Genomic DNA, 26,740 nt, shown 5'->3' with positions numbered 1-26,740 from the left:
GGTCACCGGGACACCGGCGGGAAGACCCTCCAGCGTCGCGACCAGCGCGGGACCGTGCGACTCTCCGGCTGTCAGCCAGCGCAACCTGCTCAACGGAGCTTCCCTTCCACGTGGCCCATGTCTTCCTGGCGGCCGGACGTCGGTACGCAGTGGCGGGGGAAGAGCCGGTGCAGCTCCTCGTGGAAGCCGGGGAAGGTCTTCGCGACACACCCCGGGTCGTCGAGCGTGATCCCCTCGGCCCGCAGACCCAGGACGGAGAACGCCATCGCGATGCGGTGGTCGCGGTGGCAGGCGATCCGCGCCGGCACGGGGGTGCCGGGGTGGACCGTGATCCGGTCCCGCCCGGTCTCGGTCCGGACGCCCAGCGCGCGCAGGTTGCCCTCGACGGCGGCGATCCGGTCCGACTCCTTCAGACGCGCGTGCCCGATGCCCGTGACGGTGATCGGTGCGTCGGCCAGGGGCGCGATCGCGGCGAGGGTCATGAAGGTGTCCGAGATGTCGCCCATGTCGACCGTGAACCCGCCCCTGAACTCGCCGGTGCCGGTCACGGTGGTCGCCTCGTCGGTGGTCTCCACCCGGGCACCGGTGCGGGCGAGGACCTCGGTGAAGCGCAGGTCGCCCTGGAGGCTGCCCCGGCCGAGACCGGGGACGCGCACGCTCGTCCCGGTGACCGCCGCGGCGGCGAAGACGTACGAGGCCGTGGAGGCGTCGGGCTCGATCGGCAGATCGGCCCCGCGGTAGCCCGTCGGCCGGACGGTGAACGCGCCGGGCACGGACTCGTCGACCTCGGCACCGAAGCGCCGCATCAGGGCGATCGTCATGTCGATGTACGGCCGGCTGACGAGTTCCGGCACGGTCAGCGCCAGCGGCCGGCGCATCAGCGGGCCCGCCATCAGCAGCCCCGTCAGGAACTGGCTGCTGAGTGTGGAGTCCACGGTCAGCGCGCCGCCGTCGAGCCCCTGGGAGCGCACCCGCAGCGGCAGGCGCCCGCCGGGCCCCGTGGTGACCTCGGCCCCCAGCCGCCGCAGCGCGTCGGCGAGGGGGGCCACCGGGCGGGCGGTGAGCTGGTCGGAGCCCTCGAAGCCGAAGTCGCCGTGGCCGGTGGCCGCGAAGGGCGGCAGGAAGCGGGCCGCCGTACCGGCGTCCGCGCACCAGGCGGTGCCCGCGCCGACCGGGCCCCGGCCCAGGCCGGTCACGTTCCAGACGCCGTCGTCGTCGGAGGAGTCGATACGGACGCCCAGCCCGCGGAGGGCCTCACGGAAGGCCGTGGTGTCGTCGCTCACCAGCGGAGCGCCGAGGGCGCTCGTCGAATCGGCGGCGGCCGCGAGCAGCAGCGCCCTGTTGGTGAGCGACTTCGACCCCGGTATCCGGGCGTTCAGAGCAGGGGTCGCCGGTACGGCGATGGTCATGGCTGTCCTTTGCGAGTACGGCCGCCGCGTGCACGGCGGTCCGGGAGAGATCGCCGCACACCCCGGGCGTTCCGGCGGCCGTCCCGCCCTGTGCGGCCGGGGTGCGGAAGGCCGCCCGCGGTCAGCCGCCGGCCACCTCCGCGAGGAGGCCGCCGATGATCCGGGGTCCGTCCACGGTCAGTACGGACTCGGCGTGGAACTGCATGGACACGAATCGGCCCGCCCGCAGACCGTGCACCTCACCCGTCGCCGGGTCGCGGCTGACCTCGACCCGTCCGTGCACCGGGTGCTCGAACGAGTCCCCCGCCGAGTGCGCGGCGAAGGTGTTGTAGAAGCCCACCCGCTCCCGCGCGCCGAAGAGGTCGATCTCGTGCTGGGCGCCCTGGTTGGGCGTCGGCCGGCGCACCAGGTCGAGGCCGATCAGGGTGGAGAGCACCTGGTGGCTGAGGCAGACCGCCATGAACGGCCTGCGCTCCTCCAGGAGCTGGGCCACCGCCGACCGCAGGTGCGCGATCTTCGGGTCGTTCGTCTCGCGGGGGTCACCGGGGCCGGGGCCCATCACGACCAGGTCGTGCTCGTCGAAGCAGTAGCGCTCGTCGAAGCGCCGTACGCTCACCTCACCGCCCAGCGAACGGATCTGATGGGCGATCATCTCGGTGAAGGTGTCCTCGGCGTCGATCACCAGCACCCGGCGGCCGGACAGCGGACCGCCCGTGCCGTCCCGCGTCGCCTGGTCCCTCAGCCAGAAGTCGGCGATGCGCTCGTTGCGTTCGTCGAGGGCCTCGCGGACCGCGGGGTGCGCACCGAAGCGGATGGGCTCGGGGTCGCCGAGCGCGGCGAGCAGCCCCGCCGCCTTGGCCCGGGTCTCGTGCACCTCGGACTCCGGGTCGGAGTGGCGTACCAGGGTCGCGCCCACCCCGATCCGCATCATGCCCTCGTCGTCGATGTCGGCGGTACGGATCAGGATCGACGAGTCCAGGGTGCGGCCACCGGCGGCGTCGCGGCCGATCAGGGCGGCCACACCGCTGTAGTAGCCGCGGCCCTGGGGCTCGTAGCGGCTGATGACCCGCGCCGCGCTCTCCAGCGGGGAGCCGGTCACGGTCGGCGCGAAGAGCGTCTCGCGCAGGATGTCCCGTACATCGCGGTCGGTCCGGCCCTCGATGAAGTACTCGGTGTGCGCCAGCCGCGCCATCTCCTTGAGATAGGGGCCCACCACCCGGCCGCCCTCCGGGCAGATCCGGGCCATCATCTTGAGCTCCTCGTCGACGACCATGTACAGCTCGTCGGCCTCCTTGGGGTCGGCGAGGAACTCCATGACGCCGTCGAGGTCCGGGCCGGCCGCCGGGTAGCGGTAGGTGCCGCTGATCGGGTTCATCACGGCCGTACCGTCGTGGACGCTGATGTGCCGCTCCGGAGTGGCGCCCACGAACGTCCGGTCGCCGGTGTGCACGAGGAACGTCCAGTAAGCCCCCGCCTCCCGCTGCACCAGGCGGCGGAAGAACGACAGCGCCGCGGGCAGGCCGAACCCGGGCAGCCGTGCGGTGAACGAGCGCCGCATCACGAAGTTGGCGCCCTCGCCCGTGCCGATCTCGTCCGCCACGACCCGGCGCACGATCTCCGCGTACGCCTCGTCGTCGACGTCGAAGTGGCCGTCGGTCACCTTCACGGGCTCGTCGGGCAGCAGCGGGAGCGTCGCGCGCAGCGGCACCGAGGCCTGCTCGCGCACCGTCATCGCCAGCAGCGGCGCGCCGTCGTCGGGAGCGGCGAACCCCCGCTCGGCGAGCTGACGGTAGGGGATGAGGGTGAGGAGTTCCGTTCGGGCGCCCGTGCCGTCCCGGCCCTGCGGGGGGAGGTCGAGGTCGGCGAGCGTCGCGATCTCCGTCACCTCACCTGCCAGCAGTTCCAGGGTGTCCGGGTCCACCGTCTCGGGCCGGTGCATCAGTGCGAACGCGCCGGCGGAGCCGTCGAGGATGCGTGCCAGGAGGTCCTGCGCGCTGTCCTGCCTTGCCATGGGGATTCCTTTCGGCGGTCGGGCTCGTCAGAGCGCCGTGCCGCCCGCGTCGAGTTCGCTCAGCACGGTCTTGGCGGACACGACGCGGGCCGCGCGCTGTGCCGCGTAGTCGAGGGCGAGCCGGTGGTACTCGGCCGAGAAGTCGGCCACGGCGTCGGCGACCAGGAAGGGCTTGATGTCGTTGGTGAAGGCCTCGACCGCCGTCATCAGCACGCCCACGTGCGCGTACACGCCGCAGATGATCAGCTGGTCCCGCTGGTGGAACCGCATCCGCTCCAGCAGGTCGGACTTGAAGAAGGCGCTGTAGCGCCACTTCGTGAACGTCCAGTCGCCGGGGCCCGGTCCGAGGGGCTCGACCACCTTGCGGTGCTCGGGCGTGGGGTTCATCCCCGGCCCCCAGAAGTCCTTCAGGAGTCCGCGCTGTTCGGGCGTCATGCCGCCGGGCTGTGCCGTGTACGCGACGGGGATGCCGAGCTCGGCACACCGCTCCCGCAGCAGCGCGGTGTTGCCGACCAGGGCGTCGCCGGGCGCCTCGGAGCGCGGGAACGGCTTGAGGAAGTACTCCTGCATGTCGTGGAGCAGCAGGACGGCGCGCCGGGGGTCGACGGGCCAGCTGACGGTGTTCTCCGGCAGCTCGCCCTCCTGGGGCATCGGGTAGGGCTCGATCGGGGGGATACCGGGCATGGGCCGGTCGGTCCTCTCTGGGTGGGCGCCGAGCGTGGCGACGCCGTCCACGGGTACGGATGCGTGCGCGCCGCCGTACGGCGCCGCGGTCATCCCCGCCAGGCGGAGACGACGTCGATGGCCTGCTGCGGATTGAGGCGCGGGTCGCAGAAGCTGAGGTACTTGTCGCCCAGCCGGTCGAGGCCTCCCTCGTCCATGACGCACTCGGTGACGGTGTCCGGGGTCGTCTCCAGGTGCAGGCCCGCCGCGACACCGCCGTTCTGGTTCACCGCTGCCTGGAAGTTCTCCACCTCGCGCACGACCGTCCGCACCAGGCGGGTCTTGAGCCCCTCGGGGCTGGAGACCGTGTTCCCGTGCATCGGGTCCGACAGCCAGAGCACCGGGTGACCGGCCTTGGCGACCGCCTCGACCAGCGCGGGCAGCCGCTCGCCGGCGTTGTCTGCGCCCATGCGCGCGATCAGCGTCAGCCGCCCGGGGCGCCGCTGGGCGTCCAGGCGCTCGCACAGGGCGAGGAGCTGGTCGGGCGTCATGTTCGGACCCACCTTGACGGCGACCGGGTTCGAGACCGCGGCCAGGAGCCCGATGTGGGCGCCGTCCAGCTGCCGGGTCCGCTCGCCGACCCACGGCCAGTGCGTGGACGTCAGCAGCAGCGAGCCGTCCGGCTCACGGCGCAGCAGCGGAAGCTCGTAGTCGAGGAGCAGCGCCTCGTGGCTGGTCCACACGGGTACCTCGAGCTCGGACCGGGTGGCGGTGCCACGCCAGCCGAGGTAGTGCATGGTGTCGCTCGCGGCCCGGTAGCCGCTCAGCAGATGGCGGGGGTCGGGCCGGCGCAGTACCGCGTCCGGCTCCGGACGGTTGACCATGTGGCCGCGGTAGACGGGCAGCTGGGCGCCGTTGACGGTCTCGGTCGGGGAGGAACGGGGCTTGCCGTACTGCCCGGCGATCCTGCCCACCCGGATGATGGGCTTGCCCGAGGCGAGCTTCATCGTCCCGGCCAGCACGTCGAGCAGTGCGGCCTTGCGTGTGACGTCCTCGGGCGTGGCCTCGGCGGGGTCCTCGGCGCAGTCGCCGGTCTGGATCACCTGGAGATGTCCCGCGGCCGCCTCCATCAGCAGGGCGCGCAGCCGGCGTACGGCTTCGGCGTCCACGAGGGCGGGCATCCGCCCGAGATCCGTACGGACCTCTTCCAGGGAGGCGTGGCCGTCCCAGTCGGGCTGCTGCAGCGCGGGTATGGACCGGAGGTAGGACTGAATGTCGATCATCGATTCCCTCAGCGAGCATGCCGGAGCGAATCCGGGCAGGAGCGGACGTGGTCAATTCGCAGTGGGGCACGGGCACGGACGGGTGTGCGTCGGCCGGACCTGTCTGGACAACGCGCTATTCAGCGGTCACAGGAGGATTCCGGTGGGCCTTGAGCAGTCCCGGAAAGTGCCGCGCGCTTCGTCGCGGCGCTTGCACGATCGTTCGGGATTCACTATCGGCTCGAACGATCGGGCCGTGCAACGGCGGCCCGAGGAGTACGTCAGGTGCGCTCGGAGGTGACGGCCACGGCGGTCAGGAGAAGTCCCTGGAAGCGCGCCCAGCGGCCTGCGAATCCGCGGATTCTGCGCGCGCCGATTCTGGGTCCCGGTACGAGCAGACGGGCGGAGAACGTGCCGTCGTCAGGAGAGACGGTGATCATTACCTGGTCGCATTCGAGCCAGCGGCCGGTCAGCGGATACCAGGCCTTGTAGACGCTCTCCTTCGCGCTGAAGACCAGCCGGTCCCAGCTGACATCCGGCCGGCGGCCCGACAGTTCCGCGATGTGGGCACGCTCCTCGTCCACGGTGACGAGCGCCCGGGCACCACGCGTGGGGATCGGCGCATCGGGCTCGGCGTCGATGCCGACCGCCACGACGTCGCACGTCAGGGCCACGGCCGCGGCGCGGTACCCCGCGCAGTGGGTCATGGAGCCGACGACGCCGGCCGGCCACCGCGGTGCGCCTTGGGGGTCGGGCAGGATCGGCACGGGGGGCACGCCGAGGCGTGCGAGGGCCGTGCGGGCGCAGGCCCGGACGGTGGTGAACTCCCGGCGTCGCGCGATGCCCGCCGTGGCGATCACCTGACGCTCGGAAGGGAGGAGAACGCACCCCGCGACGTCCTCGAATTTCTCGGCGGAAACCATGCGCGAGGGCAGGAGACTTTCGATCAAAGCGACCCCGGTTCGGTGAATCGAGGGCACGCCGATTCGGTAGGGCGTCTTCGTCGAGATCGACTCTTCCTGCCGAATCGGCGTATGTTCCGGTCGTCGGAGCGTGTGACCGGTCGACTCACACGGTCATGAGCGACGTCAGGTCCCTGGCGTATTTCTCGATGAGTGACGGGGAGATGTGCGGGATGTCGGCGTCGGCGCCGATCTCGGCGGCCTGCACGGCGGCACGGAATCGCTCGGAGGGAATGTCGGATCCACGCACCGCGCTCTCCGGTTCCTTGAATCCGTGAATGAGCGGCAACGACGAATGCTGCCGCTGCTCCTCGGGAAGCGCCCGCATGGCCGTCTCGAACCGGTCGAGCCAGTCCGCGTAGTCGTCGATCCGCTCGATGCGACGGCCCGACTCGCTCAGCCAGTCGACGAAGGTGTCGAGGGAGATCCCGTCGTCGTGCGGGTTCACCAGACTGAACGTCCGGTACTCGCCGGTGACCTGTCCACCCAGCGACACGACGGCCGCGGCGGTGAAGTCCACGGGGAGTCCGTCGTAGTGAGCCCTCGGCCGCTTCTCCGCGCCGTCGGCGCGGTAGAAGGACGCGGGGGCGATACCGGTCGCGAGGACGCTGAAGAGGAGCCGGGAGAACATGTCGGGGACGTTGAGCTGACCGCCGTAACGGCTGTGGGCCAGGATCATGTTCGACCGGAACACCGTGACCGGGAGACCGCACAGGTCGTGCGCCTCGCGCAGCAGGACCTCGCCCGCCCACTTGCTCGTCGCGTAGCCGCTGGCGTAGCCCGCGTCGACCGGCTGGACGGGGAGCGCCTGCCGGATGTCGGGGTCCTCGCCCAGGGCGGGGGTCCGCGAGGTGGCGACGGCCACGCTGGATATGTACGTGAACGGCTTCATCCGTCCGGTGAGCGCCAGGCGGACCAGCTCGGCCGTCCCCACCACGTTGGCCTCGAACAGGTGATTGTACGGCAGCACATGGTTGACGAGCGCGCCGGCGTGGACGATCAGGTCCACCTCCGCGCAGAGCCTCTCCCAGGTGCGGTCGCTCAGCCCCAGCCGCGGCTCCGCCATGTCGCCCGCCACGACCTCCAGATGGTCGGCGGCCAGCTCCTGGAACCGCCGTGCCAGCTGCCCGTCGCCGCCGGCGAACGCCTCCTCGAACCGCTTCCTCGCGGCCGCCACGTCCTTCCCGCGGACGAGACAGATCAGCCGTCCGTCGGCCTTCTCCAGCTGCTCCAGCCACTCCATGGAGAGGAAGCGCCCGAGATAACCGCTCGCCCCCGTCAGCAGGACGGTACGGGGCGGCTCGGCGGGACGAGGCAGCCGCTTCGCCTCGGCGAGCGTCTCGTCGTCGATGAACCTGTCCAGGGTGAGGTCGGCGGCCCGGACCTCGACGCTTCCCTGGCCGTGTACCGAGGCGAAGCCGGGCCGGTCCGACGCGGCCCCGCGCTTGGCCTCAATGTGGTCGGCCAGCTGCTGGAGGTCGGTGGCCGCACTGATGATCATGTCCACCGGGACCCGGACCTCGAAGACGTCGTCCAGCAGGTCGGCGAACGCCACCGCGGTCAGCGAGTCGCCACCCAGGTCCCTGAAGTGCGCCGACGGGCTCACCTCTACCCCCGAGCCCGTCAGCAGCGCCTGCGCCGCACGCTGGAGCGTCTCCAGGACCGGCCGGTCCGCGGCGCCTCGCCGGACGTCCAGCAGCTGTTCGTTCTCGCGCGCCGCGATGTCCGCGTACAGCTCCTCGAGGCGCTCCCGGTACCGCTCCAGCAGGCGGGGGCGGAGCAGCTTCCGGTGATCCGACAGCAGACCGTTGTCCTGACTGAACGGCTCGGTCTCGACCAGGAATTCGCGCGGGATCTCGTAGGAGTTCAGCCCCTCCTCCTTCGCGACCTGGACGAAGGAATCGCCGAGCTGCTGCTGCAGTTCCTCCGGGCGGTCGCCGAAACGGGCCAGGGCGTCCGCGGAGGGAACGACGACCGCCAGCAGGTACGACCGCTCACTGTTCCCGTACACGAATATCTGCCGTACCAGAGGGCTGTAGGCGAAAATCGCCTCAAGGCGCGCGGTCGCCACGAACTCGCCCTGGGAGAGCTTCAGCACGCTCTTCCGGCGGTCGATGACGGAATGGCGCCCGGGGGCGGTCTCGGCGACGATGTCGCCCGTCTTGTAGAAGCCCTCCTCGTCGAGGAGTTCGGCCGTCAGCTCCGGATGGTTGTAATAGCCGGGAATCAACGCGTCGGTCTTGAGCAGAAGCTCCCCGCGCGGATACGGCGAATCCGTGAGGTAGTAACCGAGTTCGGGAACGTCGACCAGTTTGTAGTCGATGACCGGCGGGCTCAGCATCTCTCCGTCGACGGAGACGGCGGCGGCCTCGGTCGAGCCGTAGATGTTGTGCAGCTCGATGCCGAGGAGCGACTCCATGAACGTCGTCAGCTCCGCGGACAGGGGAGCTGACGCACAGCCGGCCCAGGCGACCTGGCCGCCGAGCAGCTCCACCCGCATGTCCGACTTCACCTGGGCCTCGAGCGCGGCACGGTCGGTGACACCGGCCGTGCTCCTGCGGTCGAGCTCGCTCTGGTACTTCTGGAAGATCAGCTCGCAGATGCGCGGTATCAGCGACAGCTCCGTCGGCCGCGCCAGCGCGATGTCCTCGAAGAAGGTCGACAGGTCGCTCCTGGCCGTGAAGTACGTGATGCCGCCCCGGGCCAGGGTGTTCTTCAGCGAGGAGTGGCCGGCGACATGGCTCATCGGCATGTAGCTGAAGGTGACCGTCTGGCCCTCGGAGAAGAGCTTCGACCAGGCACCGCCCCACATCGCGCTGGTCAGCCGGTCGGTGTACATGGCGCCCTTGGGCGTGCCCGTGCTGCCCGAGGTGTAGATGAGCATCGCCAGCGGGTCGTCGCCGTCGGCCGGGACGAAGAGCGGCGCGTCGGGAAGAGCGGCGCCCCGGCGGAGCACCTCGGGAAGGGACTCGACCCGCACGGAACGGCCGGCGCTCTCCAGTCGTGCGCGCGCCTCGTCCAGCGAGTCGGCGTGGTCGCTGACCTCCTCGTGGAAGTCGAAGACCAGGATCCGCTCGACCGACGGGCTTCCCAGAGCGAGCTCGACCGCCCGGTCCAGGCGCTCCACGCTCGCGGCGACGAGGCGGGACTCCGTCTCGTCGACGATCGCTCCCTGCTGCGACGCCGGCGAGCTGGTCTGGAGCGGCACGTTGGCGAACCCCAGATACGTGCACGCCAGGTCCACGACGGTGTAGTCGCCGCTGGAGAAGCCGAGTACGGCGACGCGATCGCCCGCCCTCAGCGGATGGTGCGTGTCACCGTGCCATGCGTTCGCCACCGCGCGTACCCGCGCCCACAGTTCGCCGAAACTGGTCTCCTCGTAGCGGGGGAGCAGACGGTACGACACACGGCCGCTCCCCGGGTCCCGCACGAATTCCCTGGCCCGTTCACCGATCGCAGGCCGATCGGCATAGCGGACCATTACGTTTTCCATCACTTGCGCAAGTCGCATTTTTGGTCTCCGCGTCGTGTACGGGCCTGATCGCGAGGAAAGGGATCATCGAATTCACCACCACCCCTGCTCGCGTCACGACGCTACCGACTCGGGCACTCGGAGGGCCGGGCCGAGGAACTTCTATGTCATGTCCGCCGCTTACCCGAAAGGGAATTGCGGGCAGGCGAAAAGCGCCGAGCTCGTACGGCCGGCGTACGGAATCGGCGCTCGGGCGCTTTCGGCCGAATTCAGTCGCGCACGCGGCTCTGGCTCTGGCTCTGGTGCGTCAGGACCTGCAAGGCGTCCGCCGAACTCGCGTCGTTCGGCGTGTAGACCTCAAGACGGTGGTCGGGGCTGTCGGGCTGCAACCAGACCTGGTAGTCCACGCTCACGGCGCCCACGGTCGTGTGCTGTATGTGCATGGTGCCCGTGGTGCAGTCCGCGACGTCCCGGTTCGCCCACAGGGCGGAGAAGTCGTCGCTACGCATGGTCAGTTCGCCGATCAGCCCCGCGAGGCGCGCATCGGTGGGATAGCGGCCGGCCGTCAGCCGGAGGTACGCCACATGGGCGCGGGCGAGCGTGTGCCAGTTGCTGTACAGGTCACGCGTGACCGGATCGAGGAAGAACATCCGCGGGATCGACGGCCGGCGCTCCGGATCGTCCGGCGTCTCGAACGCGATGTGCTCGGCGAGCAGCGCGTGTCCGCTGCGGTTCCACGCGAGCACGTCTCCACGCCGGCCCAGGACGATCGCCGGCGTGGCCTCGCCCAGGGACTCCAGGAGCGCCAGGACGCGCTTGTGGGGTTCCTCCGCCGGGGGCTCGGCGAGCCGGGGCGTCGCCGAGTGCCGCGCGAGGTTGTGCAGGTGCACCGTCTCGGTCGCGTCGAGCTGCAGCGCCCGGGCGAGCGCGTCGAGCACCTGCTCCGACGCCGTCTCGGCCTGCCCCTGCTCCAGCCGCGTGTAGTAGCCGGCGCTCACTCCGGCGAGCTGGGCGAGCTCCTCCCGGCGCAGCCCGGGAACCCGGCGCCCGTTGCCATGGGTGCGCAGTCCGATCTCGTCCGGGGTGACCCGGTCACGGCGGCTCTTCAGGAAGGTTCCGAGGCTCTCCACGTCCGCCAGCCTAAGCCGAACGCGTGCACGGCTGGGTATACCTGTCAGGTGTACCCCCAGCAGGGGGGTGGCTGTGGTCATGGCCATGGCCGACGGTCGAGTCATGTCGGAACAGCACTCACACAACTCACCCGGCCTGCGTGCGTGGCTGGGACTGCTGGTCGTCCTCGGTCCCGTCCTGCTGGTCTCCATGGACGGGTCGATCCTGTACCTGGCGATGCCCCGGGTCAGCCAGGACCTCACACCCACGGCCGACCAGGCCCTGTGGACCCTGGACATCTACGGCTTCGCGGTCGGCTCGCTGCTGATCGCGTTCGGCAACATCGGGGACCGGTACGGCCGGCTGAAGCTGCTGATGATCGGAGCGACCGTCTTCGGGCTCGCGTCCGCGGCCTCCGCCTTCGCGCCCAGCCCGGAGCTCCTCATCGCGTCCCGCGCGCTGATGGGTGTCGCCGGCGCGACCCTGCTGCCGTCGGCACTGGCCGTACTGAGCGAGCTGTTCACCGACCCGCGCCGGCGGGCCCAGGCCATCGGCATCTTCGCCGCCGCCTTCGCGGCGGGCTTCGCCATCGGCCCGGTCGCGGGCGGCATCCTGCTGGAACGCTTCTGGTGGGGCTCGGTCTTCCTCATCAACCTGCCCGTCATCGCCCTCTTCCTGATCTTCGCCCCCATCCTGCTGCGTGAAGTCAGCACCACCCGTCCCGGCCGTATCGACGCCTTCAGCGTCGCGGCCTCCGCGGCCGGCCTCCTCGGCCTCGTGTACGGCCTCAAGCACGCGGCCGCCGAAGGGTTCTCCCTGCTCTCCGTCCTGGTGGGACTGGCCGGCATCGCGCTCCTGGCCCTGTTCGTACGCCGGCAGCGGCACCTCGAGCACCCGCTGATGGACTTCTCCCTCTTCCGCGACCGGGTCTTCACCGTCGCGATCATCACCGGACTGCTGCCGCTCGCGGCCTGGTCGGCGGCCGCCTACCTGTCGGGCGTCTACCTCCAGTCCGTCCTGGACCTTCCCGTCCTGCAGGCGGCGCTCCTGGCACTTCCCGGCGCCGTGGTCCTCACCGTCACCTGTGTCGTCACGCCGATGTTCGTCGACCGCATCGGCAAGCGGACCATCCTGATCATCTGCCACTTCTCCATCGCGGCCGGTCTGCTCTTCCTGCTCCCCACCACGATCACCGGCGGCGTCGGCTGGTACATCGCGTCCACGTCCATCGCCGGCCTGGGTTACGGCATCTCCTTCAGCGTCGTCGCCGACACCGCGGTCGGCGCGGTCCCGGCCGAGCGGGCGGGTTCGGCCGGCGCGATCGCCGAGACCAGCAACGAGATCGGCAACGCGCTCGGCATCGCGCTCATCGGCTCCCTCGCCGCGCTGCTCTTCCGGCTCCAGGGGCCCGACCTCGCTCCCACGCTCGACGAGACCCTTCAACTGCCCGGGCTCGCGTCCGCGGTGGTCACGGACGCGAAGTCGGCCTTCGTGACCGGCCTCCACGCCGCCGTGGCGGTGGCGAGCTTCCTGCATGTCGCGCTGGGCGTCCTGGCACTGCGCTGGCTGCCGAAGGCCGAGGCCGAGGCCGGGGCCGGGACCGGGACCGCGACGGTGGCCTCGGAGGCCCCGGTCGAGCAGAAGGCCGACCGTGTGGAGAGCACGCCTCGCTGACACACCGGGCCGACGGTGCGGGTTCCGTCGCCCGCCGGCCCCGCTCACCAGGCGCACCCCATGAACGGCCGTGCCCCGGTCCGCAGCCTCCCCCCTGCGGACCGGGGCACGGTCGTCCGTGGGGTGCGCCGTTTCGCGGACGCCGATCGCGAGGCTGATCGCGGGTGCCGGTCGCGTACCGATCGAGCGCGCCCATCGAGCGAGCCCGTCAGACGGAGGTCAGGCGGAGCAGGACGGCGCCGCCGATGATGGAGGCGAAGGAGAGCAGCCGGGCGAGTGTGATCCGCTCCTTGAAGATGACCGCGCCGCAGACGACCGTGCCGACGCCGCCGATGCCGGTCCAGAGCGTGTAGCCGACGGAGACGTCGAGCTCGCGCAGGGCCAGGGAGAGGGTGTAGATACCGCCGGCGGCGGCGAGCAGGGTGAGCACGGAGGGCCAGAGGCGGGTGAATCCCTTGGTGGCGTTGGTGCCGAGGGCGAAGAGGACTTCGAAGACGACGGCGATGCCGAGGTAGACCCAGGTCATGGTGGTGTCACTCGTTTCGTGAAGGCGAAGGCGAAGGTGGCGGGGGCGGCGGACGGGACGGTCGCGCCGGGCTCAGGCGTCAGGTGTGAGGCGTCGGGCGTCGGGCGTCGGGCGGGGCGGCTCAGGCGACTGGCTGCGCGTCGCGCGCGCTCGCGGCCTCGGCGGCCGCCTGCTTCTTCGCGACGAGGCTGTCGGAGACACGGAGCCCGAGGGCGCCGCCGATGATGAGGACGAAGGCGATCACCTTCCAGACGGTCATCGGCTCGTCGTAGATCAGCGTGCCGAAGACGACGGTCCCGACACCGCCGATGCCGGCCCACACGGTGTAACCCACGCCGACGTCCACGGTCTTCAGCGCCATCGAGAGGGTGAAGATGCCGCAGGAGGCGGCGGCCACGGTGAGCAGGGACGGGCCGAGGCGGGTGAAGCCGTCGGTGGCCTCGGTCGAGAGCGCGAAGACGACCTCGAACAGCGACGAGAACAGCAGCCAGGCCCAGCCGGTGCCGGTGTTCTCGGGCGATGTGTCCTGCGGGAGGGAAGACGACACGGAACGACCCACTCTCCAGTAAGTTGCTTGTACGTGCAAATTCTTCGGAACCGTAGTCGGCCGATGACGGAGCGACTCGGGCCAGATGAGGTTGCATGTACATGTACTGTGTTGTCAATCTCCTCAGGAAAGGAGGGTCAGCTCATGGCCGCTCCCCTTGCCGCGTCGTCCGACCAGGCGGTGTGGAGCCGTCTGCTGGTTCTGCACGCCCGTGTGGAGCGGGAGTTGGCGCACGCCCTCCAGCGGCGTCACGGGATCGGACTGTCGGAGTACCGGGCGCTGGAGTCGCTCTCCCCGGCCGAGGGCGGCGAGCTGCGCATGCAGGACCTGGCCGAGCGGATCGGCCTGGGACAGTCGTCGGTGACGCGCCTGGTCGCCCGGCTCGAAGGTGCCGGATTCGCCTTCAAGGACCTCTGTCCTTCGGACAAGCGGGGGGTGTACGCGGTGATCACGGACGAGGGCCGGGAACGGTACGCGGCGGCCCGCTCGACGTACGCGGACGTCCTCTCCTCGGCGCTCAACGCGCTGACGGCCGACCCCGAGTACGCCTCCACGGTCAACTCGCTGCGGGCGGCCGGCGCGTAGCGGGGTCCGACGGCTGGGGCCCGGACGGGCAGATGCCGTCCGGGCCCACCGAGCGTGAGAGTCCCGTGCCGTGAGAGCCTCGTGCCGTGAGAGCCCCGGTGCCGTGAGAGCCTCGTGCCGTGAGAGCCCCGGTGCCGTCAGCGGCCGTTGCCGTCAGTGGTCCGCCGGCACCTCGTACAGCGCGACGACCGACGTGAAGATCTCCTCGTCGTTCTGCTCCGCCGTGACCAGCATGCGAGGCCGCCCGTCCAGGTCGCGGGGCAGGGCCTTGGCCGTGACCCAGCACGGCGCGTCGAGCTCGGCGTACCGGCTGAAGTCGCACTGCATGCCGACGGCCAGCGTCTGCCGCGGATGCGCCGCCGACTGCGCGGCCTGGCGCGCGGCCTCCAGGAGCAGCATGCCCGGGGCATGGTCGACGGGGTGGTCGAAGAGGACGGGGTGCGAGGTGTCCGTCCGCAGCTGCCAGCGGAGCGGGACGTCGGTGCACGAGAGCACGACGTCCTGGTAGCGGTCGCGGCCCGCCTGCTGCGTGGGGGAGGGCGGCGGCAGCGGCAGGACCCGGGCGTTGGCGCTCTCGATGTCGGCGTACCGGCCGCGCAGCCGCTCGTAGACCGCACGGTCCTGGATCGTGAACCCGGTGCGGGCGGTGGCCAGTCGGCGTCCCGCGCGCTCGGCCGCGACGGAGAGGGTGACGGCCGTCGCCCGTCCCCTGCGGTACTTCACGTCCGAGGCGGTGATGTGGAGTTCCACCTCGGCGTCGGCGCCCCCCTCGACCCGCAACGCCTCCGGATCGACGTCCCACCCGAAGTCCCGCCAGAGCAACTGGTGCCCGAAGGGGATGTCGTACGCGCCGTGCGACAGTAGCGGCAGGGTCTGGCGCACCGTCTCCGTCAGGAAGAGGGGATCGTGCCGTCCGAACCGGGTCTGGTAGAACGCGTGCTCACGCGGCCAACGGGCGGTGACGGTGAAGGTGTCGCCCCCCGTGCGGTGCCAGCTCGCGAGGAGCACCTCGGCGGGATTCGTCTTATGGGTGTACGACATCGGCACAGGCACGGGACCGGTGGTCGTCCGGCCTCGCGCAAGGTCTATCGGAAGCACAACAGTTCTCCCCTGACTGTTCCACAACAATTGCGGGGTCGGAGCACTGGTGTCTCGACTGTCCGCTCACATAAGATAGTGGTCACTCTTTTTCTTTGTCGAGGTAATACGAGGTAACGGGCCAGTGGCGGAACACAGGCAGGAACGGGCAATCCGCACGCGGGAGCTGGTGCTCCGGGCCGCAGCGGAAGTGTTCGACGAAGCCGGGTACCTCGGCGCGAGCATCACCAAGATCCTTGAGCGGGCGGGCGTCACGGCGGGTGCCGTGTACTTCCACTTCCGGTCGAAGGAGGGGCTGGCCCGCGCGGTCATCCTCGAACAGGCTGCGGATCTGAGGTTCCCCGAAGGGGAGGGCGGTCTCCAGCAACTCCTGGACATGACCGGCTATCTCGCGGTCGAGATGCAGCGCAACACCCTGCTGCGGGCCGGTGTCCGGCTCGCGGTCGAGCAGGGGGTGGTGGGCAAGCAGGAGTACTCGATCTACGAGTGGTGGGCCGACCGCTTCCACCAGGAGCTGGTCGTGGCCCGCCAGAAGGACCAGCTGCTCGACGGCGCGGACGAGGCCGCGTTCGCGCAGCTCCTCGTCGCCGCGTACACCGGTACGCAGGTCATGTCGCAGCTCTCCACCGGCCGGGCGGACCTGCCCCGCCGGATCGCCGACATGTGGCGATGTCTGCTGCCGGCCCTCGCGCCGGCCTCCGTCATCGCCGGTCTGCGGATCCCCGAGGGCGACACGGTGGGCGCCACGTGAGCCGTCCCCTTCGGGTCGTACTGACCGGAGCGACGGGCTTCGTGGGCTCACGGGTCCTGCACGGACTGACCGCGTCCGCGCGCGAGACCGGTCGCGAGCTCTCGATCCGCGCCCTCGGCCGCTCGGCCCCCGCTCCCGCCTCCGCCCCGCCGGGGGTGACCTGGACCCCGGTCGACCTGACGGACCGGCAGTCGCTCCGCACGGCCGCGGGCGGGGCCGACGTGCTCATCCACCTGGCGTCGCGCATCTCCGGCGACGAGGCCCAGTGCGCGGCGGTCAACGTCGAAGGCACGGCGGCCCTGGTCGACGAGGCCGTCCACTGGGGGGTGGAGCGCATCCTCCACCTGTCCACCGCCGCGGTCTACGGACCGGGCCCGCACCGCGGGATCGCGGTGAACGAGATCACGCCCGCGCCGGTCTCACCCGCCAGCAGCACCCGACTCGCCGGCGAGGCAACGGTGCTGGCCGCCGGCGGAACCGTACTGCGCCCCGGGCTCGTCCTGGGCGCGGGCGACCGCTGGGTCGTCCCCGCCCTCGCGGAGCTCCTCGAACGCGTCCCGGCCCGATGGGACGGCGGCCGCGGGCTGTTGTCCCTGGTGGACGTGGACGACCTGGCGCGCCTGATCACCGCCCTGGCGACGGCGCCGGAGGCTCCGGCGTCCGGGATCCACCACGCGAGCCACCCCCGCCCCGTCGCCAACGGCGACCTGATGGCGGAACTGGCGGCACTCGACGTCCTGCCCGCGGCCGACGAGGACTGGCCGTGGGAGGCCTGCCTCGACCGACTGCGTTCCACACCAGGCCGTATGAGCGAGCGTCAGTTCTCGTTGCTCGCCCAGGACCACTGGTACGCCTCCGAGGACATCTGGCTCACGACGCCCTGCCCTCCGGGCCCGGGCCCCCTGACCCGCCTCGCGGCGGCGGCACCCTGGTACCGCGCCTTCCTCGCCGAACGGAGGGTGGCGGGGGCGGCGCGGTAGCGGGGGCGCAGCACACGGACCATGGCCATCGGGCGTACGCGATCATGACGGGATGGACGCTCGTTTTCTCGGTATCAAGCAGCTGGCCGACACTCCGTCCGTGGCGGTCGTGGTCGACGTCATGCGCGCCTTCACGGTGGCCGCCTGGGCCTTCGCCCGGGGCGCGGAGCGGATAGTCCTCGCCGAATCGCTGGACGAGGCCCTCGCGCTCAAGGCCGACCACCCGGACTGGGCGGCCCTCAAGGACGGCCCACCCGCGGCCGGGTTCGACCTCGTCAACTCGCCCGGCATGCTGCGGGCTACCGACCTCGGCGGACGGACCGTGGTCCAGAAGACCACGGCGGGGACGGTCGGCGCGCTCGCGGTCAAGGACGCGTCGCTGGTCCTGTGCGCGAGCTTCGTGGTGGCGGAGGCGACGGCGCGGGTCCTGCGCACGCACGCCTCCGACAGCGTCACGTTCGTGGTCACCGGCGAGGACGGCCGGGCGGACGAGGACCTGGCGTGCGCCCAGTACATAGCCCGCCGCGCCTCCGCCGAGACGACGGATCCCGCCGCCTTCCTCCGCCGGGCCGCCGAGTCCCGCGCCGCGGCCGAACTGGCGGAGGGGATACGTCAGGGAGTCCACCCGGACGACGTCGCACTCTGCCTGGAGCTCGACCGCTTCCCCTTCGCCCTGACGGCCACCCCGGAAGGCTCGCTCATGACCTTGCGCCCGCACGCCGGCTGAGCGCCGGGAGCCCGCGGCCCCCGCCGTACCGCGTGCACGTACTGGACACGCACAGGGCCTCCATCCCTCTCCCGGACGGAGGCCCTCCGTACGCTGGCCAGGTCAGAACGCGCCGTTCAGCCCCCACCAGTTGCCGTCGGTCATGCCGTACGCCGCCAGGGCGCCCGTCCCCCTCTCGCACCACCCACCCAAAACAGGCCATGACCAGCAAAAAGACCCTCCCGAAGGAGGGTCTGTGGTGGAGCGCCCCCGGCAGGACTCGAACCTGCGGCCAAGTGCTTAGAAGGCACCTGCTCTATCCACTGAGCTACGGGGGCCGGGTGGTGGACCGGTGGCCGGGAGCCCCTGGTGGGTGGGGCGTGGCCTGCCGGGTCAAGGATAGGGCTCCGATCGCCTTGACCCGGTTGCTTCACCTGCGTGGCACGATGTGGAGGTTCGGTGAAGCGGAACGATAATCGCAGGCAGGTGCGATTCGCGCAGTGTTTTTCACGCCACTCGGGCCGGGTGTTGTGCACTCGTTATGCCTGAGGTGCCTGTCGTCAGCTGTTCAGTCGGCGCGCAGGGCCCTTATACGCTTCAAAAAGGCTCCAAAATTGGGCATTCTTCGCATGTGGTGACCTTGGACGAACGGCCTCAGCTGATCGACGCACTCTCCGCCCTGCGCGACTGTGTCGCCGCCGTGCGTCTCCCACTCCCCCTCCCCGGCGCTCCACGCGCCCGACAGACCCGGGCCGAGCTGCTCGCGCAGCTCGACGACTATCTGGTGCCCCGGCTGAAGGACCCCGACGCCCCCCTCCTCGCCGTCGTCGGCGGATCCACCGGGGCGGGGAAGTCCACCCTCGTCAACTCCCTTGTGGGGCGGCGCGTCAGTGAGGCCGGGGTGCTCCGGCCCACCACCCGTACGCCCGTGCTCGTCTGCCACCCCGACGACCACCACTGGTTCGCCGGGATGCGGGTCCTGCCCCAGCTCACCCGCGTCTGGCTGCCCCAGCAGGACGACGACGGCCAGGGCGAGGAGCCCCCCGAGGAGAACGCGCTCCGCGTCGAGACCTCCTCCGCCCTCGCCCCCGGCCTCGCCCTGCTCGACGCCCCCGACATCGACTCCCTCGTCGTCGAGAACCGGCTGCTCGCCTCCGAGTTGATCTGCGCCGCCGACATCTGGGTCATGGTCACGACCGCCTCGCGGTACGCCGACGCCATCCCCTGGCATCTGCTCCGTACCGCCAAGGAGTACGACGTCACGCTCGTCACCGTCCTCGACCGGGTGCCGCACCAGATCCTCGGCGAGGTCTCACGCCAGTACGAGGCCCTGCTCGACAAGGCCGGGCTCAGGGACGTACCACGCTTCACCATCCCCGAGCTGCCCGAGTCCGCGGGCGTCGGCAGCGGGCTGCTGCCCGACAGCGCCGTCGCCCCGCTGCGTGCCTGGCTCGCCCACAGCGCCCAGGACCCCGCCGCGCGCCAGCAGGTCATCGGCCGTACCGCGTCCGGTGTCATCGCCTCCCTCGACCGCCGCATGCCCGAACTCGCCTCCGCGGTCGCCGCCCAGTACGCCGCCGCCGTCCGGCTCGGCGGCGCCGTCGAGGCCGCGTACACCGAGCAGGGCGAACGCGTCCGGCAGCAGGTGGCCCGCGGCGCCGTACTGGCGGGCGACGCCCGCACCCGCTGGCGCGGCTACCCCCGCGACAGCACCGCCGACGAACTCCTCGACGCCCTCGTCGAGTCGCTCGCCGCCCTGCTGCAGTGCGCGGTCGCCGCCGCAGACGAGCGCGTACGGGAGGCCTGGCGCCGCGAACCCGCCGCGGCCGCCCTCACCGCCGAGCGGGCCGCCCCCGACCGGGAGGCGGCCGAGCGGATCGAGATGACGGTACGGCGCTGGCGCCGCGAACTCGAAGAGCTGGCCGAGGAGGAGCTGCGCAGCACGGAGCGGCCCGGGACCGCCCGTACCGCCGCGCCCGAGCCCGACACCGTCGCCGCCCTCCTCGCCGCCGCCCTTCTTGGCGGCCGCCGCACCCGCGGCGCCGGCGAACGGCTGGCCGAACTCCTCGGTGCCCAGGCCGCCCTGCGCCTGCGCGACACGGGCGGCGCGCTGGTCAGGACGGCCCTCGACCGCGCCCTGCACACCGAACGCGACCGGCGCCTCGCACCCCTCGAGGCCCTCGACGTGACCCCCGAGCCGCAGGCGGAGCTGATCGCCGCGCTCTCCGTACTGCAGAAGGAGAAGTGAGGACCGGTGAGCAGCAGCACGGTGGACGACCGCGCGGACGACCGCTGGGACGACGGCCTGATCGCCCGGCGGGCCGCCGAGCGTGAACGGGCCCAGGAAGGCGAGGAGACCCGCGCCGAGGAGGCGGAGGACAGCCTTCCGCCGCTGGGCGGGCAGTACGGAGGCTCCCTGCGCACCCGGCTCGACGCCCTGCACGAACTCGTCGGCCTCTCCCGTACGCGACTGGCCGCCGAGACGCTCGCCGAGGCCGGACGCGTGCTCGACGAGGCCACCGCACGCCAGCGGCTCTCCGCGCGCCACACCGTCGTGGCGATCGCCGGGCCCACCGGCAGCGGCAAGTCGACGCTCTTCAACGCCCTCGCCGGCGTGCCCGTCTCCGAGACCGGCCTGCGCCGCCCCACCACCTCGGCGCCCATCGCGCTGAGCTGGTCGGAGGGTTCCGCCGGACTCCTCGACCGGCTCGCCGTCCCCGGCCGGCTCCGGCGGCGGCCTCTCGCGGGCGGGGCCGCCGACGAGGACCTGCAGGGCCTCGTCCTGATCGACCTGCCCGACCACGACTCGGCCGTCACCACCCACCGCGATCAGGTCGACCGGGTCCTGGGTCTGGTCGACGCCGTGATCTGGGTCGTGGATCCGGAGAAGTACGCCGACGCGGTGCTCCACGAGCGCTATCTGCGACCGCTCGCGGGCCACGCCGAGGTCACCTTCGTCGTCCTCAACCAGATCGACCGGCTGGGCGGCGAGGCCGCCGACCTCGTCCTGGACGACCTGCGCCGCCTCCTGGACGAGGACGGCATGGCCCTCGGCGAGCACGGCGAACCCGGCGCCACCGTCCTCGCCCTCTCCGCGCTCACCGGCGACGGCGTGGGCGAACTGCGCGAACTGCTGGGCCGGTTCGTCACGGAGCGCACCGCGCCCGCGCTCCGGCTCTCGGCCGACGTCGACGCGGCCGCCTCCCGGCTCCGGCCTGCCTACGTATCCGACGGCCAGACCGGTCTGGGGGAGCGGGCGCGGGAGGAGTTCGCCGCCCGGCTCGCCGTCGCCGTCGGCGCCACGGCGGCGGGCGAGGCCGCCGAACGCGTCTGGCGCCGCAGCGCGATCCGCGCCTGCGGCACGCCCTGGCTGCGGCTCTACCGCTGGTACGAGCGGATGCGCGCGCACGGCTCCACCGACCCGCGGCTTCAGACGCCGCTGGAGGACGAACTCACCGCGCGGCAAAGGGTGGAACAGGCCGTACGGGTCGTGGCCGACGACGCCACGCGCGGGCTCCCGGCGCCCTGGGCGCAGGCCGTGCGCGAGGCGGCCGCCCGGGGAGCCGACGGACTGCCCGAGGCGCTCGACGAGCTCACCGCGTCCATCGGCGATCCGGCGGCCCGGCCGCCGCGGCCCGCCTGGTGGCCCGCGGCCGTCCTGGCACAGGTCCTGATGACGCTGCTGCAGGTCTTCGGCGCGCTCTGGCTGGTCGGCCAGATCATCGGCGTCGTGGAGCCGGGGCTGCTGCCGCCCGTCCTCATCATGCTCGGCGGCATCGTCGGCGGCCCGCTGGTCGAGTGGGCCTGCGCGGCGGCGGTGAAGGGGCCGGCCCGGCGGTACGGGCAGGAGGCCGAACGGAAGTTGCGCGAGGCGGCGGCCGCGTGCGGACGGGCACGGGTCCTGGATCCGATCTCGGCCGAGCTGATGCGCTACCGGGAGGTGCGCGACCAGTTCGTGACGGTGTCGGGGACGCGTACGGGGGCCCGGGTGACGCGGCTGGGCGGCGGCATCGGCGGGATCGGTGGCGTCGGCGGAGTCGGCGGCAGTGCGCGGTGGGGTGGTACGAGGGCGGGCGCCCGGCTGCGGTGAGGGCGCGGGTTCACGCGTGGCGCAGGGGCGGGTTCACCCCTGCGGGTGGCGGAGTTCTCCCCATACCCGCGCCCGTCCACAGGCCGGAGCGGGGTTCCGTCGGCCGGTGAAGGATGGAACCGGCCGACGCGCACCGAAGGCGCTTCGGAACGGGGAGGGGCGGGACATGAACGACACGATGGTGACGCTGGTCGGGAACGTGGCGACGAGCGTGGAGTACCGGGAGACGGCGACGGGCGGGGTGGCCCGGTTCCGGTTCGCGGTGACGGCGCGTCGCTGGGACCGGGAGCGGGGGGCCTGGTCGGACGGACACACCAGCTTCTACACGGTGTTCGCGTGGCGGGCGCTCGGAGCCAACCTCGCCGCGTCGGTCTCGGTGGGCGAGCCCTTGGTGGTGCACGGCCGGTTGCGGGTGCGTGAAGAGGAGGGGGACGACCGGCAGGAGGGCCGCCGCAGGACGTTCGTGGACATCGACGCACTGGCGGTGGGCCACGATCTGACGCGCGGTACGGCGGCCTTCCGCAGGGTGGTGAAGGGCGAGACACGCCCGACGGAACGTCAGGGGAGCGGTGGAGAGGGGGGTGTTGAACGGGACCCGTGGGAGGCGGCGGACGCCCCGAAGACCCTGGAACCCGTGGCCTGACCTGGACTTGTGGGGATTTGTCGACTCCGTGACCATCGATCCTCCGCTTAACGGACACCTCTCATAACGATTCCGAGTCGGAATGGTTATCAGACTGTATGCAGGGGCATCAGGGTCTTCCCCGTCCATAGGATTCGCGGGTACTCATACGGGACTTGAGTCATCACTTGAGTCGACAGTTGAGTCAACCGGGTCTGTGAATCTGCTGGCGATGCGCTCCCCCCACGTGTCACGTCTGACCTACGGCACGGAGCCGCTCGCCTGGAGGGGAAATTCATGTTTTCTGTTCGGAGGCGTGGCGCTGCCCGCCTTGCCGCCGCGACCGTGGTCTCTGGCCTCGTCGCCGCGGGTGCGATAGCTGTAGCGGGACCGGCGCTTGCCGACGATGGTGACGGCACCGGTGGCGCGACCGCCACGCTGGGCAAGCTCACCGTCTTCGACACGGTCAAGATCAAGGGCCAGGGCAAGGTCTCTGCCGGCCTGTTCGAGATGCAGGTGACGCCCGGCGGCGTGCTGCAGACGTACTGCATCGACCTGTACACCGGCGCCAAGACGGGCCAGGAGTACAAGGAGGTCGGCTGGGACCAGTCCTCCCTGCACAACAACGAGAACGCCGGCAAGATCCGCTGGATCCTGCAGAACTCGTACCCGCAGGTCGACAAGCTCGACGAGCTGGCCAAGAAGGTCGGCGCCAAGAACCTGACCAAGGAGACGGCCGCGGCCGCCACCCAGGCGGCGATCTGGCACTTCTCCGACAAGGTCGAGGCCGAGCCGGTCAACAAGGACGCGAAGAAGCTCACCGAGTACCTGGAGAAGGAGGCGGTGAACCTGGAGGAGCCCAAGGCCTCCCTCAGCGTCTCCCCGGCCTCGGTCGCCGGTAAGTCGGGCGAGCGCCTCGGCCCGATCACGGTCGACACCAACTCCGCCACGGCGGCCGTCTCGCTCGCCCCGGGTGCGCCCGCCGGCGTGAAGCTGGTCGACAAGGACGGCAAGGTCGTCACCGACGTCGCCAAGGGCAGCCAGGTCTTCTTCGACATTCCGGCCGGCACGCCCGACGGTGCTGCCGAGCTGACGGTCCAGGCCGACACGACGGTCCCGATCGGCCGCGCGTTCGTCTCCACCAAGGTCAAGAGCCAGACCCTGATCCTCGCGGGCACCAGCAAGTCCAGCGTCACCGCGAAGGCCACCGCCACCTGGGCGAAGAAGGGCGCGATCCCGGCCGTCACGGTCGAGAAGAACTGCGCCAAGGGCGGCCTGGACGTCACGGCGTCCAACGAGGGTGACGAGGACTTCACCTTCGAGGTGAAGGGCCAGAAGGTCACCATCGCCGGCGGCCAGTCCAAGACGGTCCTGGTCCCGCTCGCCGAGGACGAGGCCTACGACTTCACGATCACCGGCCCGAACGGCTTCGAGAAGAACTTCAAGGGCGTTCTCGACTGCAAGACGGCCACCCCCGGCCCGCTCCCGTCGGAGACCCCGTCGACCGAGCCGTCCGTCACCACCCCGCCCACCGAGGGCACGGCCGGCGGCTCCACCACCGGCTCCACCACCGGTGGCGGCGACCTCGCCGAGACCGGTAGCTCCAACGCCACCCCGATGATCGCCGGCATCGCCGCGCTCCTCGTGGTGCTCGGCGGCGGCGCGGTCTTCTTCCTCCGCAAGAAGAAGACGGCCGGCCAGTAAGAGCCTGGTACTAGCCAGGTAGTACACCGGTAGTACCACCGGCCCCGGTGCGCGATCAGCGCACCGGGGCCGTCGTGCGTCCACCCACGGGTGTGGGGGTGTCAGTGCTTGAGGGTGATCGTGAAGCGCCTCGTGCCCGGAGCGATCGTCTCGGCGTGGACCGAGCCGCGAGCGCGGTCGTAGACCCCGGTGCCGCCGGTGATCCCGTTGTCGAACGAGGGGGGCGGACCCGGGTTGAGAATGCCGTACACCATCCCCTGTACGGAGAGCTGGCCGCCCGGAAGGGTGTAGGTCACGACGCACACCTCCGCTCCGCCGTTCTCGACCCGGGTGGTGTCGCAGGTGCCGCCGGTCTCGCCGACCTCCTTGCCGTCCGCGTCGAAGAGGACCGAGCGGAAGACGGTCCGGTCGCCCTGGGCGGGGCTGCCGCCGGGGTTGACGGGGAAGCGCGTCTGCTGCGCCAGCCTGCCGGTGAGTGTGATGACCCGGTCCTTGCCCTTGGCCTGGGCGGATCCGGTGTCTGTCGTGGCGGCCGCGACAGGGGTGGCGGCGAGAAGGGTGACCAGCGCGGTGGCCAGGCCGAAACGGGCTGCTCCGTGGGGACGCATCGTGTGACTCCCGAGGTTGCTGCTCATGAATGCTCCGTTGGCATATTCATAACCTCGGCTCCGCCACCGCCCGGAGCGCCCCGTCGCGACCCACCGGCAGATCCGACCGGTCGGACCAACCGGGTCGCCCGGGCTCGGGACGGACCGCGGCCACTTGCCGTGACCGGATCGCTACGCGGTTCCTCCGTGAAGCCGCAGGTCACGGGTTCCGCGTGGTACTGGTTTCCATCGAGGGGTGGCGGTCAGGCAAGATGGGGTGTATCTGCCCACTCACTCTTTGCCGGACGGTTTCTCTTGGCTGAGTACATCTACACGATGCGCAAGACGCGCAAGGCGCACGGCGACAAGGTCATCCTCGATGACGTGACGCTGAGCTTCCTGCCCGGTGCGAAGATCGGTGTGGTCGGCCCGAACGGTGCCGGTAAGTCCACCGTCCTCAAGATCATGGCCGGTCTTGAGCAGCCGTCCAACGGTGACGCCTTCCTGTCGCCCGGCTACACCGTCGGCATGCTCCTCCAGGAGCCTCCGCTCGACGAGAGCAAGACCGTCCTGCAGAACGTCCAGGACGGCGCCGCCGAGATCATGGGGAAGCTTCACCGCTTCAACGAGGTCGCCGAGCTCATGGCGACCGACTACTCGGACGCGCTCATGGAGGAGATGGGCAAGCTCCAGGAGGACCTGGACCACGCCAACGCCTGGGACCTGGACGCGCAGCTGGAGCAGGCCATGGACGCGCTGGGCTGCCCGCCCGGTGACTGGCCCGTGACCAACCTCTCCGGTGGCGAGAAGCGCCGTGTGGCGCTCTGCAAGCTTCTCCTCGAGGCCCCCGACCTGCTGCTCCTCGACGAGCCCACCAACCACCTGGACGCCGAGTCCGTGCTGTGGCTCGAGCAGCACCTCGCCAAGTACCCCGGCACCGTCGTCGCCGTCACCCACGACCGGTACTTCCTCGACAACGTCGCCGAGTGGATCCTCGAGCTCGACCGCGGTCGCGCCCACCCCTACGAGGGCAACTACTCCACGTACCTCGACACCAAGGCCACCCGCCTCAAGGTCGAGGGCCAGAAGGACGCCAAGCGCGCGAAGCGTCTGAAGGAAGAGCTCGAGTGGGTGCGGTCCAACGCCAAGGGGCGTCAGGCCAAGTCCAAGGCCCGTCTCGCTCGCTACGAGGAGATGGCCGCCGAGGCCGACAAGATGCGGAAGCTGGACTTCGAGGAGATCCAGATCCCGCCGGGCCCGCGCCTGGGCTCCATCGTCGTCGAGGTCGAGAACCTCTCGAAGGCCTTCGGCGACAAGGTCCTCATCGACGACCTGTCCTTCACCCTGCCCCGTAACGGCATCGTCGGCGTGATCGGCCCGAACGGCGCCGGCAAGACCACGCTCTTCAAGATGCTCCAGGGTCTGGAGACCCCGGACTCGGGCTCCGTCAAGGTCGGCGAGACCGTCAAGATCAGCTACGTCGACCAGAGCCGCGCCAACATCGACCCCAAGAAGACGCTGTGGGCCGTCGTCTCCGACGAGCTGGACTACATCAACGTCGGCCAGGTCGAGATGCCGTCCCGCGCCTACGTGTCGGCCTTCGGCTTCAAGGGCCCGGACCAGCAGAAGCCCGCCGGTGTCCTCTCCGGTGGTGAGCGCAACCGCCTGAACCTCGCGCTCACCCTCAAGCAGGGCGGCAACCTGCTGCTCCTCGACGAGCCGACCAACGACCTCGACGTCGAGACGCTCTCCTCCCTGGAGAACGCCCTGCTCGAGTTCCCGGGTGCGGCCGTGGTCATCTCCCACGACCGCTGGTTCCTCGACCGGGTCGCGACGCACATCCTCGCGTACGAGGGCGAGTCGAAGTGGTTCTGGTTCGAGGGCAACTTCGAGTCCTACGAGAAGAACAAGATCGAGCGCCTCGGCGCGGACGCGGCCCGTCCGCACCGCGCCACGTACAAGAAGCTGACGCGAGGCTGAG

General features: G+C 71.0%; 21 protein-coding genes, 1 tRNA gene and 1 pseudogene. 10 read left to right on the top strand and 13 right to left on the bottom strand.

All coding sequences use genetic code 11. The annotated features are described in order from the left end of the window. The 8 genes and pseudogenes from ACZ3IJ_RS29230 to ACZ3IJ_RS29195 form a co-directional block, all read right to left on the bottom strand. On the bottom strand, positions 1-93 hold a 93-nt coding region (locus ACZ3IJ_RS29230; protein WP_352102574.1), incomplete at its 3' end, for a chorismate synthase. Next, complete coding sequence (aroA, locus tag ACZ3IJ_RS29225) at positions 90-1,409, bottom strand: 3-phosphoshikimate 1-carboxyvinyltransferase (protein WP_467472934.1); 1,320 nt, start codon at positions 1,407-1,409, stop codon at positions 90-92. The genes ACZ3IJ_RS29230 and aroA, both read right to left, overlap by 4 nt. Positions 1,410-1,530: 121 nt before the next feature. Further along, positions 1,531-3,420, bottom strand: coding sequence for an anthranilate synthase family protein (locus tag ACZ3IJ_RS29220; protein ID WP_467472932.1), 1,890 nt, complete (start codon positions 3,418-3,420; stop codon positions 1,531-1,533). A 27-nt stretch (positions 3,421-3,447) separates the two neighbouring features. Beyond that, positions 3,448-4,104, bottom strand: a complete 657-nt coding sequence (locus tag ACZ3IJ_RS29215; RefSeq protein WP_391797580.1) for an isochorismatase family protein — start codon at positions 4,102-4,104, stop codon at positions 3,448-3,450. 89 nt (positions 4,105-4,193) lie between these two features. After that, a complete protein-coding gene (locus tag ACZ3IJ_RS29210; RefSeq protein WP_467472930.1) occupies positions 4,194-5,366 on the bottom strand; it encodes a 3-deoxy-7-phosphoheptulonate synthase in 1,173 nt (390 codons plus the stop codon). A gap of 260 nt (positions 5,367-5,626) precedes the next feature. Then, on the bottom strand, positions 5,627-6,268 hold the full coding sequence (locus ACZ3IJ_RS29205; RefSeq protein ID WP_467472928.1) for a 4'-phosphopantetheinyl transferase family protein: 642 nt from the start codon (positions 6,266-6,268) through the stop codon (positions 5,627-5,629). 145 nt (positions 6,269-6,413) lie between these two features. Then, positions 6,414-9,821 (bottom strand): annotated as a pseudogene (car, locus tag ACZ3IJ_RS29200) (carboxylic acid reductase); the annotation flags it as partial. Between the two features lie 227 nt (positions 9,822-10,048). Then, positions 10,049-10,909 carry a helix-turn-helix transcriptional regulator gene (locus ACZ3IJ_RS29195; protein WP_467472925.1) on the bottom strand — a complete coding sequence of 287 codons (861 nt, stop codon included), beginning with the start codon at positions 10,907-10,909 and terminating at the stop codon, positions 10,049-10,051. Positions 10,910-11,012: 103 nt separating this feature from the next. On the opposite strand from ACZ3IJ_RS29195, the gene ACZ3IJ_RS29190 reads away from it, so the two are divergent. Continuing rightward, positions 11,013-12,563, top strand: coding sequence for an MFS transporter (locus tag ACZ3IJ_RS29190; RefSeq protein WP_467472923.1), 1,551 nt, complete (start codon positions 11,013-11,015; stop codon positions 12,561-12,563). A gap of 208 nt (positions 12,564-12,771) precedes the next feature. Here the strand turns inward: ACZ3IJ_RS29190 and ACZ3IJ_RS29185 are convergent, their stop codons facing one another. After that, positions 12,772-13,089 carry a DMT family transporter gene (locus ACZ3IJ_RS29185; protein WP_467472921.1) on the bottom strand — a complete coding sequence of 106 codons (318 nt, stop codon included), beginning with the start codon at positions 13,087-13,089 and terminating at the stop codon, positions 12,772-12,774. Positions 13,090-13,210: 121 nt separating this feature from the next. Further along, positions 13,211-13,636, bottom strand: a complete 426-nt coding sequence (locus tag ACZ3IJ_RS29180; protein ID WP_467472919.1) for a DMT family transporter — start codon at positions 13,634-13,636, stop codon at positions 13,211-13,213. Between the two features lie 144 nt (positions 13,637-13,780). On the opposite strand from ACZ3IJ_RS29180, the gene ACZ3IJ_RS29175 reads away from it, so the two are divergent. Then, positions 13,781-14,221, top strand: coding sequence for a MarR family winged helix-turn-helix transcriptional regulator (locus tag ACZ3IJ_RS29175; protein ID WP_467472916.1), 441 nt, complete (start codon positions 13,781-13,783; stop codon positions 14,219-14,221). A 153-nt stretch (positions 14,222-14,374) separates the two neighbouring features. Here ACZ3IJ_RS29175 and ACZ3IJ_RS29170 read toward each other — a convergent pair whose 3' ends face one another. Further along, positions 14,375-15,262 carry a ScbA/BarX family gamma-butyrolactone biosynthesis protein gene (locus tag ACZ3IJ_RS29170; RefSeq protein WP_467472915.1) on the bottom strand — a complete coding sequence of 296 codons (888 nt, stop codon included), beginning with the start codon at positions 15,260-15,262 and terminating at the stop codon, positions 14,375-14,377. Positions 15,263-15,443: 181 nt separating this feature from the next. Here ACZ3IJ_RS29170 and ACZ3IJ_RS29165 point away from each other — a divergent pair, with 181 nt between their 5' ends. From ACZ3IJ_RS29165 to ACZ3IJ_RS29155, 3 genes are read left to right on the top strand one after another with little or no spacing between them, the layout of a single operon-like run. Beyond that, positions 15,444-16,070 (top strand): ScbR family autoregulator-binding transcription factor, encoded by a 627-nt coding sequence (locus ACZ3IJ_RS29165; protein WP_467472913.1) that lies wholly within the window; start codon positions 15,444-15,446, stop codon positions 16,068-16,070. Next, positions 16,067-17,050: an NAD-dependent epimerase/dehydratase family protein gene (locus ACZ3IJ_RS29160; RefSeq protein WP_467472911.1), complete on the top strand. Its 984-nt coding sequence runs from the start codon at positions 16,067-16,069 to the stop codon at positions 17,048-17,050. Before ACZ3IJ_RS29165 ends, ACZ3IJ_RS29160 begins: the two co-directional genes overlap by 4 nt. Positions 17,051-17,102: 52 nt before the next feature. Further along, entirely contained in the window at positions 17,103-17,777 is a 675-nt protein-coding gene (locus ACZ3IJ_RS29155) for a 2-phosphosulfolactate phosphatase (RefSeq protein WP_467472909.1), read from the top strand. A 244-nt stretch (positions 17,778-18,021) separates the two neighbouring features. On the opposite strand, the gene ACZ3IJ_RS29150 is transcribed toward ACZ3IJ_RS29155, so the two are convergent. Then, a tRNA-Arg gene (locus tag ACZ3IJ_RS29150) sits at positions 18,022-18,094 on the bottom strand. Between the two features lie 302 nt (positions 18,095-18,396). Between ACZ3IJ_RS29150 and ACZ3IJ_RS29145 the strand changes: the two genes are divergently transcribed. The 4 genes from ACZ3IJ_RS29145 (at position 18,397) to ACZ3IJ_RS29130 (ending at position 24,172) form a co-directional block, all read left to right on the top strand. Further along, the gene (locus tag ACZ3IJ_RS29145; RefSeq protein WP_467472949.1) at positions 18,397-20,004 is read left to right on the top strand and encodes a dynamin family protein; all 1,608 of its coding nucleotides are present in this window, start codon (positions 18,397-18,399) and stop codon (positions 20,002-20,004) included. Positions 20,005-20,010: 6 nt separating this feature from the next. Next, positions 20,011-21,846, top strand: coding sequence for a GTPase (locus ACZ3IJ_RS29140; protein ID WP_467472906.1), 1,836 nt, complete (start codon positions 20,011-20,013; stop codon positions 21,844-21,846). 166 nt (positions 21,847-22,012) lie between these two features. Beyond that, positions 22,013-22,489: a single-stranded DNA-binding protein gene (locus tag ACZ3IJ_RS29135; RefSeq protein WP_467472903.1), complete on the top strand. Its 477-nt coding sequence runs from the start codon at positions 22,013-22,015 to the stop codon at positions 22,487-22,489. Between the two features lie 276 nt (positions 22,490-22,765). Further along, positions 22,766-24,172 (top strand): Cys-Gln thioester bond-forming surface protein, encoded by a 1,407-nt coding sequence (locus ACZ3IJ_RS29130; RefSeq protein WP_467472900.1) that lies wholly within the window; start codon positions 22,766-22,768, stop codon positions 24,170-24,172. Positions 24,173-24,273: 101 nt separating this feature from the next. On the opposite strand, the gene ACZ3IJ_RS29125 is transcribed toward ACZ3IJ_RS29130, so the two are convergent. Continuing rightward, positions 24,274-24,807 (bottom strand): allene oxide cyclase barrel-like domain-containing protein, encoded by a 534-nt coding sequence (locus ACZ3IJ_RS29125; RefSeq protein ID WP_467472898.1) that lies wholly within the window; start codon positions 24,805-24,807, stop codon positions 24,274-24,276. Positions 24,808-25,074: 267 nt separating this feature from the next. Here ACZ3IJ_RS29125 and ettA point away from each other — a divergent pair, with 267 nt between their 5' ends. Beyond that, positions 25,075-26,739 carry an energy-dependent translational throttle protein EttA gene (gene ettA / locus ACZ3IJ_RS29120; RefSeq protein WP_467472897.1) on the top strand — a complete coding sequence of 555 codons (1,665 nt, stop codon included), beginning with the start codon at positions 25,075-25,077 and terminating at the stop codon, positions 26,737-26,739. Position 26,740 lies beyond the last annotated feature (1 nt).

The sequence above is a fragment of the Streptomyces sp. NPDC013317 genome, from assembly GCF_055563155.1.
The sequence above is the reverse complement of the archived record's forward strand: the minus strand, read 5'-3'. Positions and strand labels throughout refer to the sequence as shown.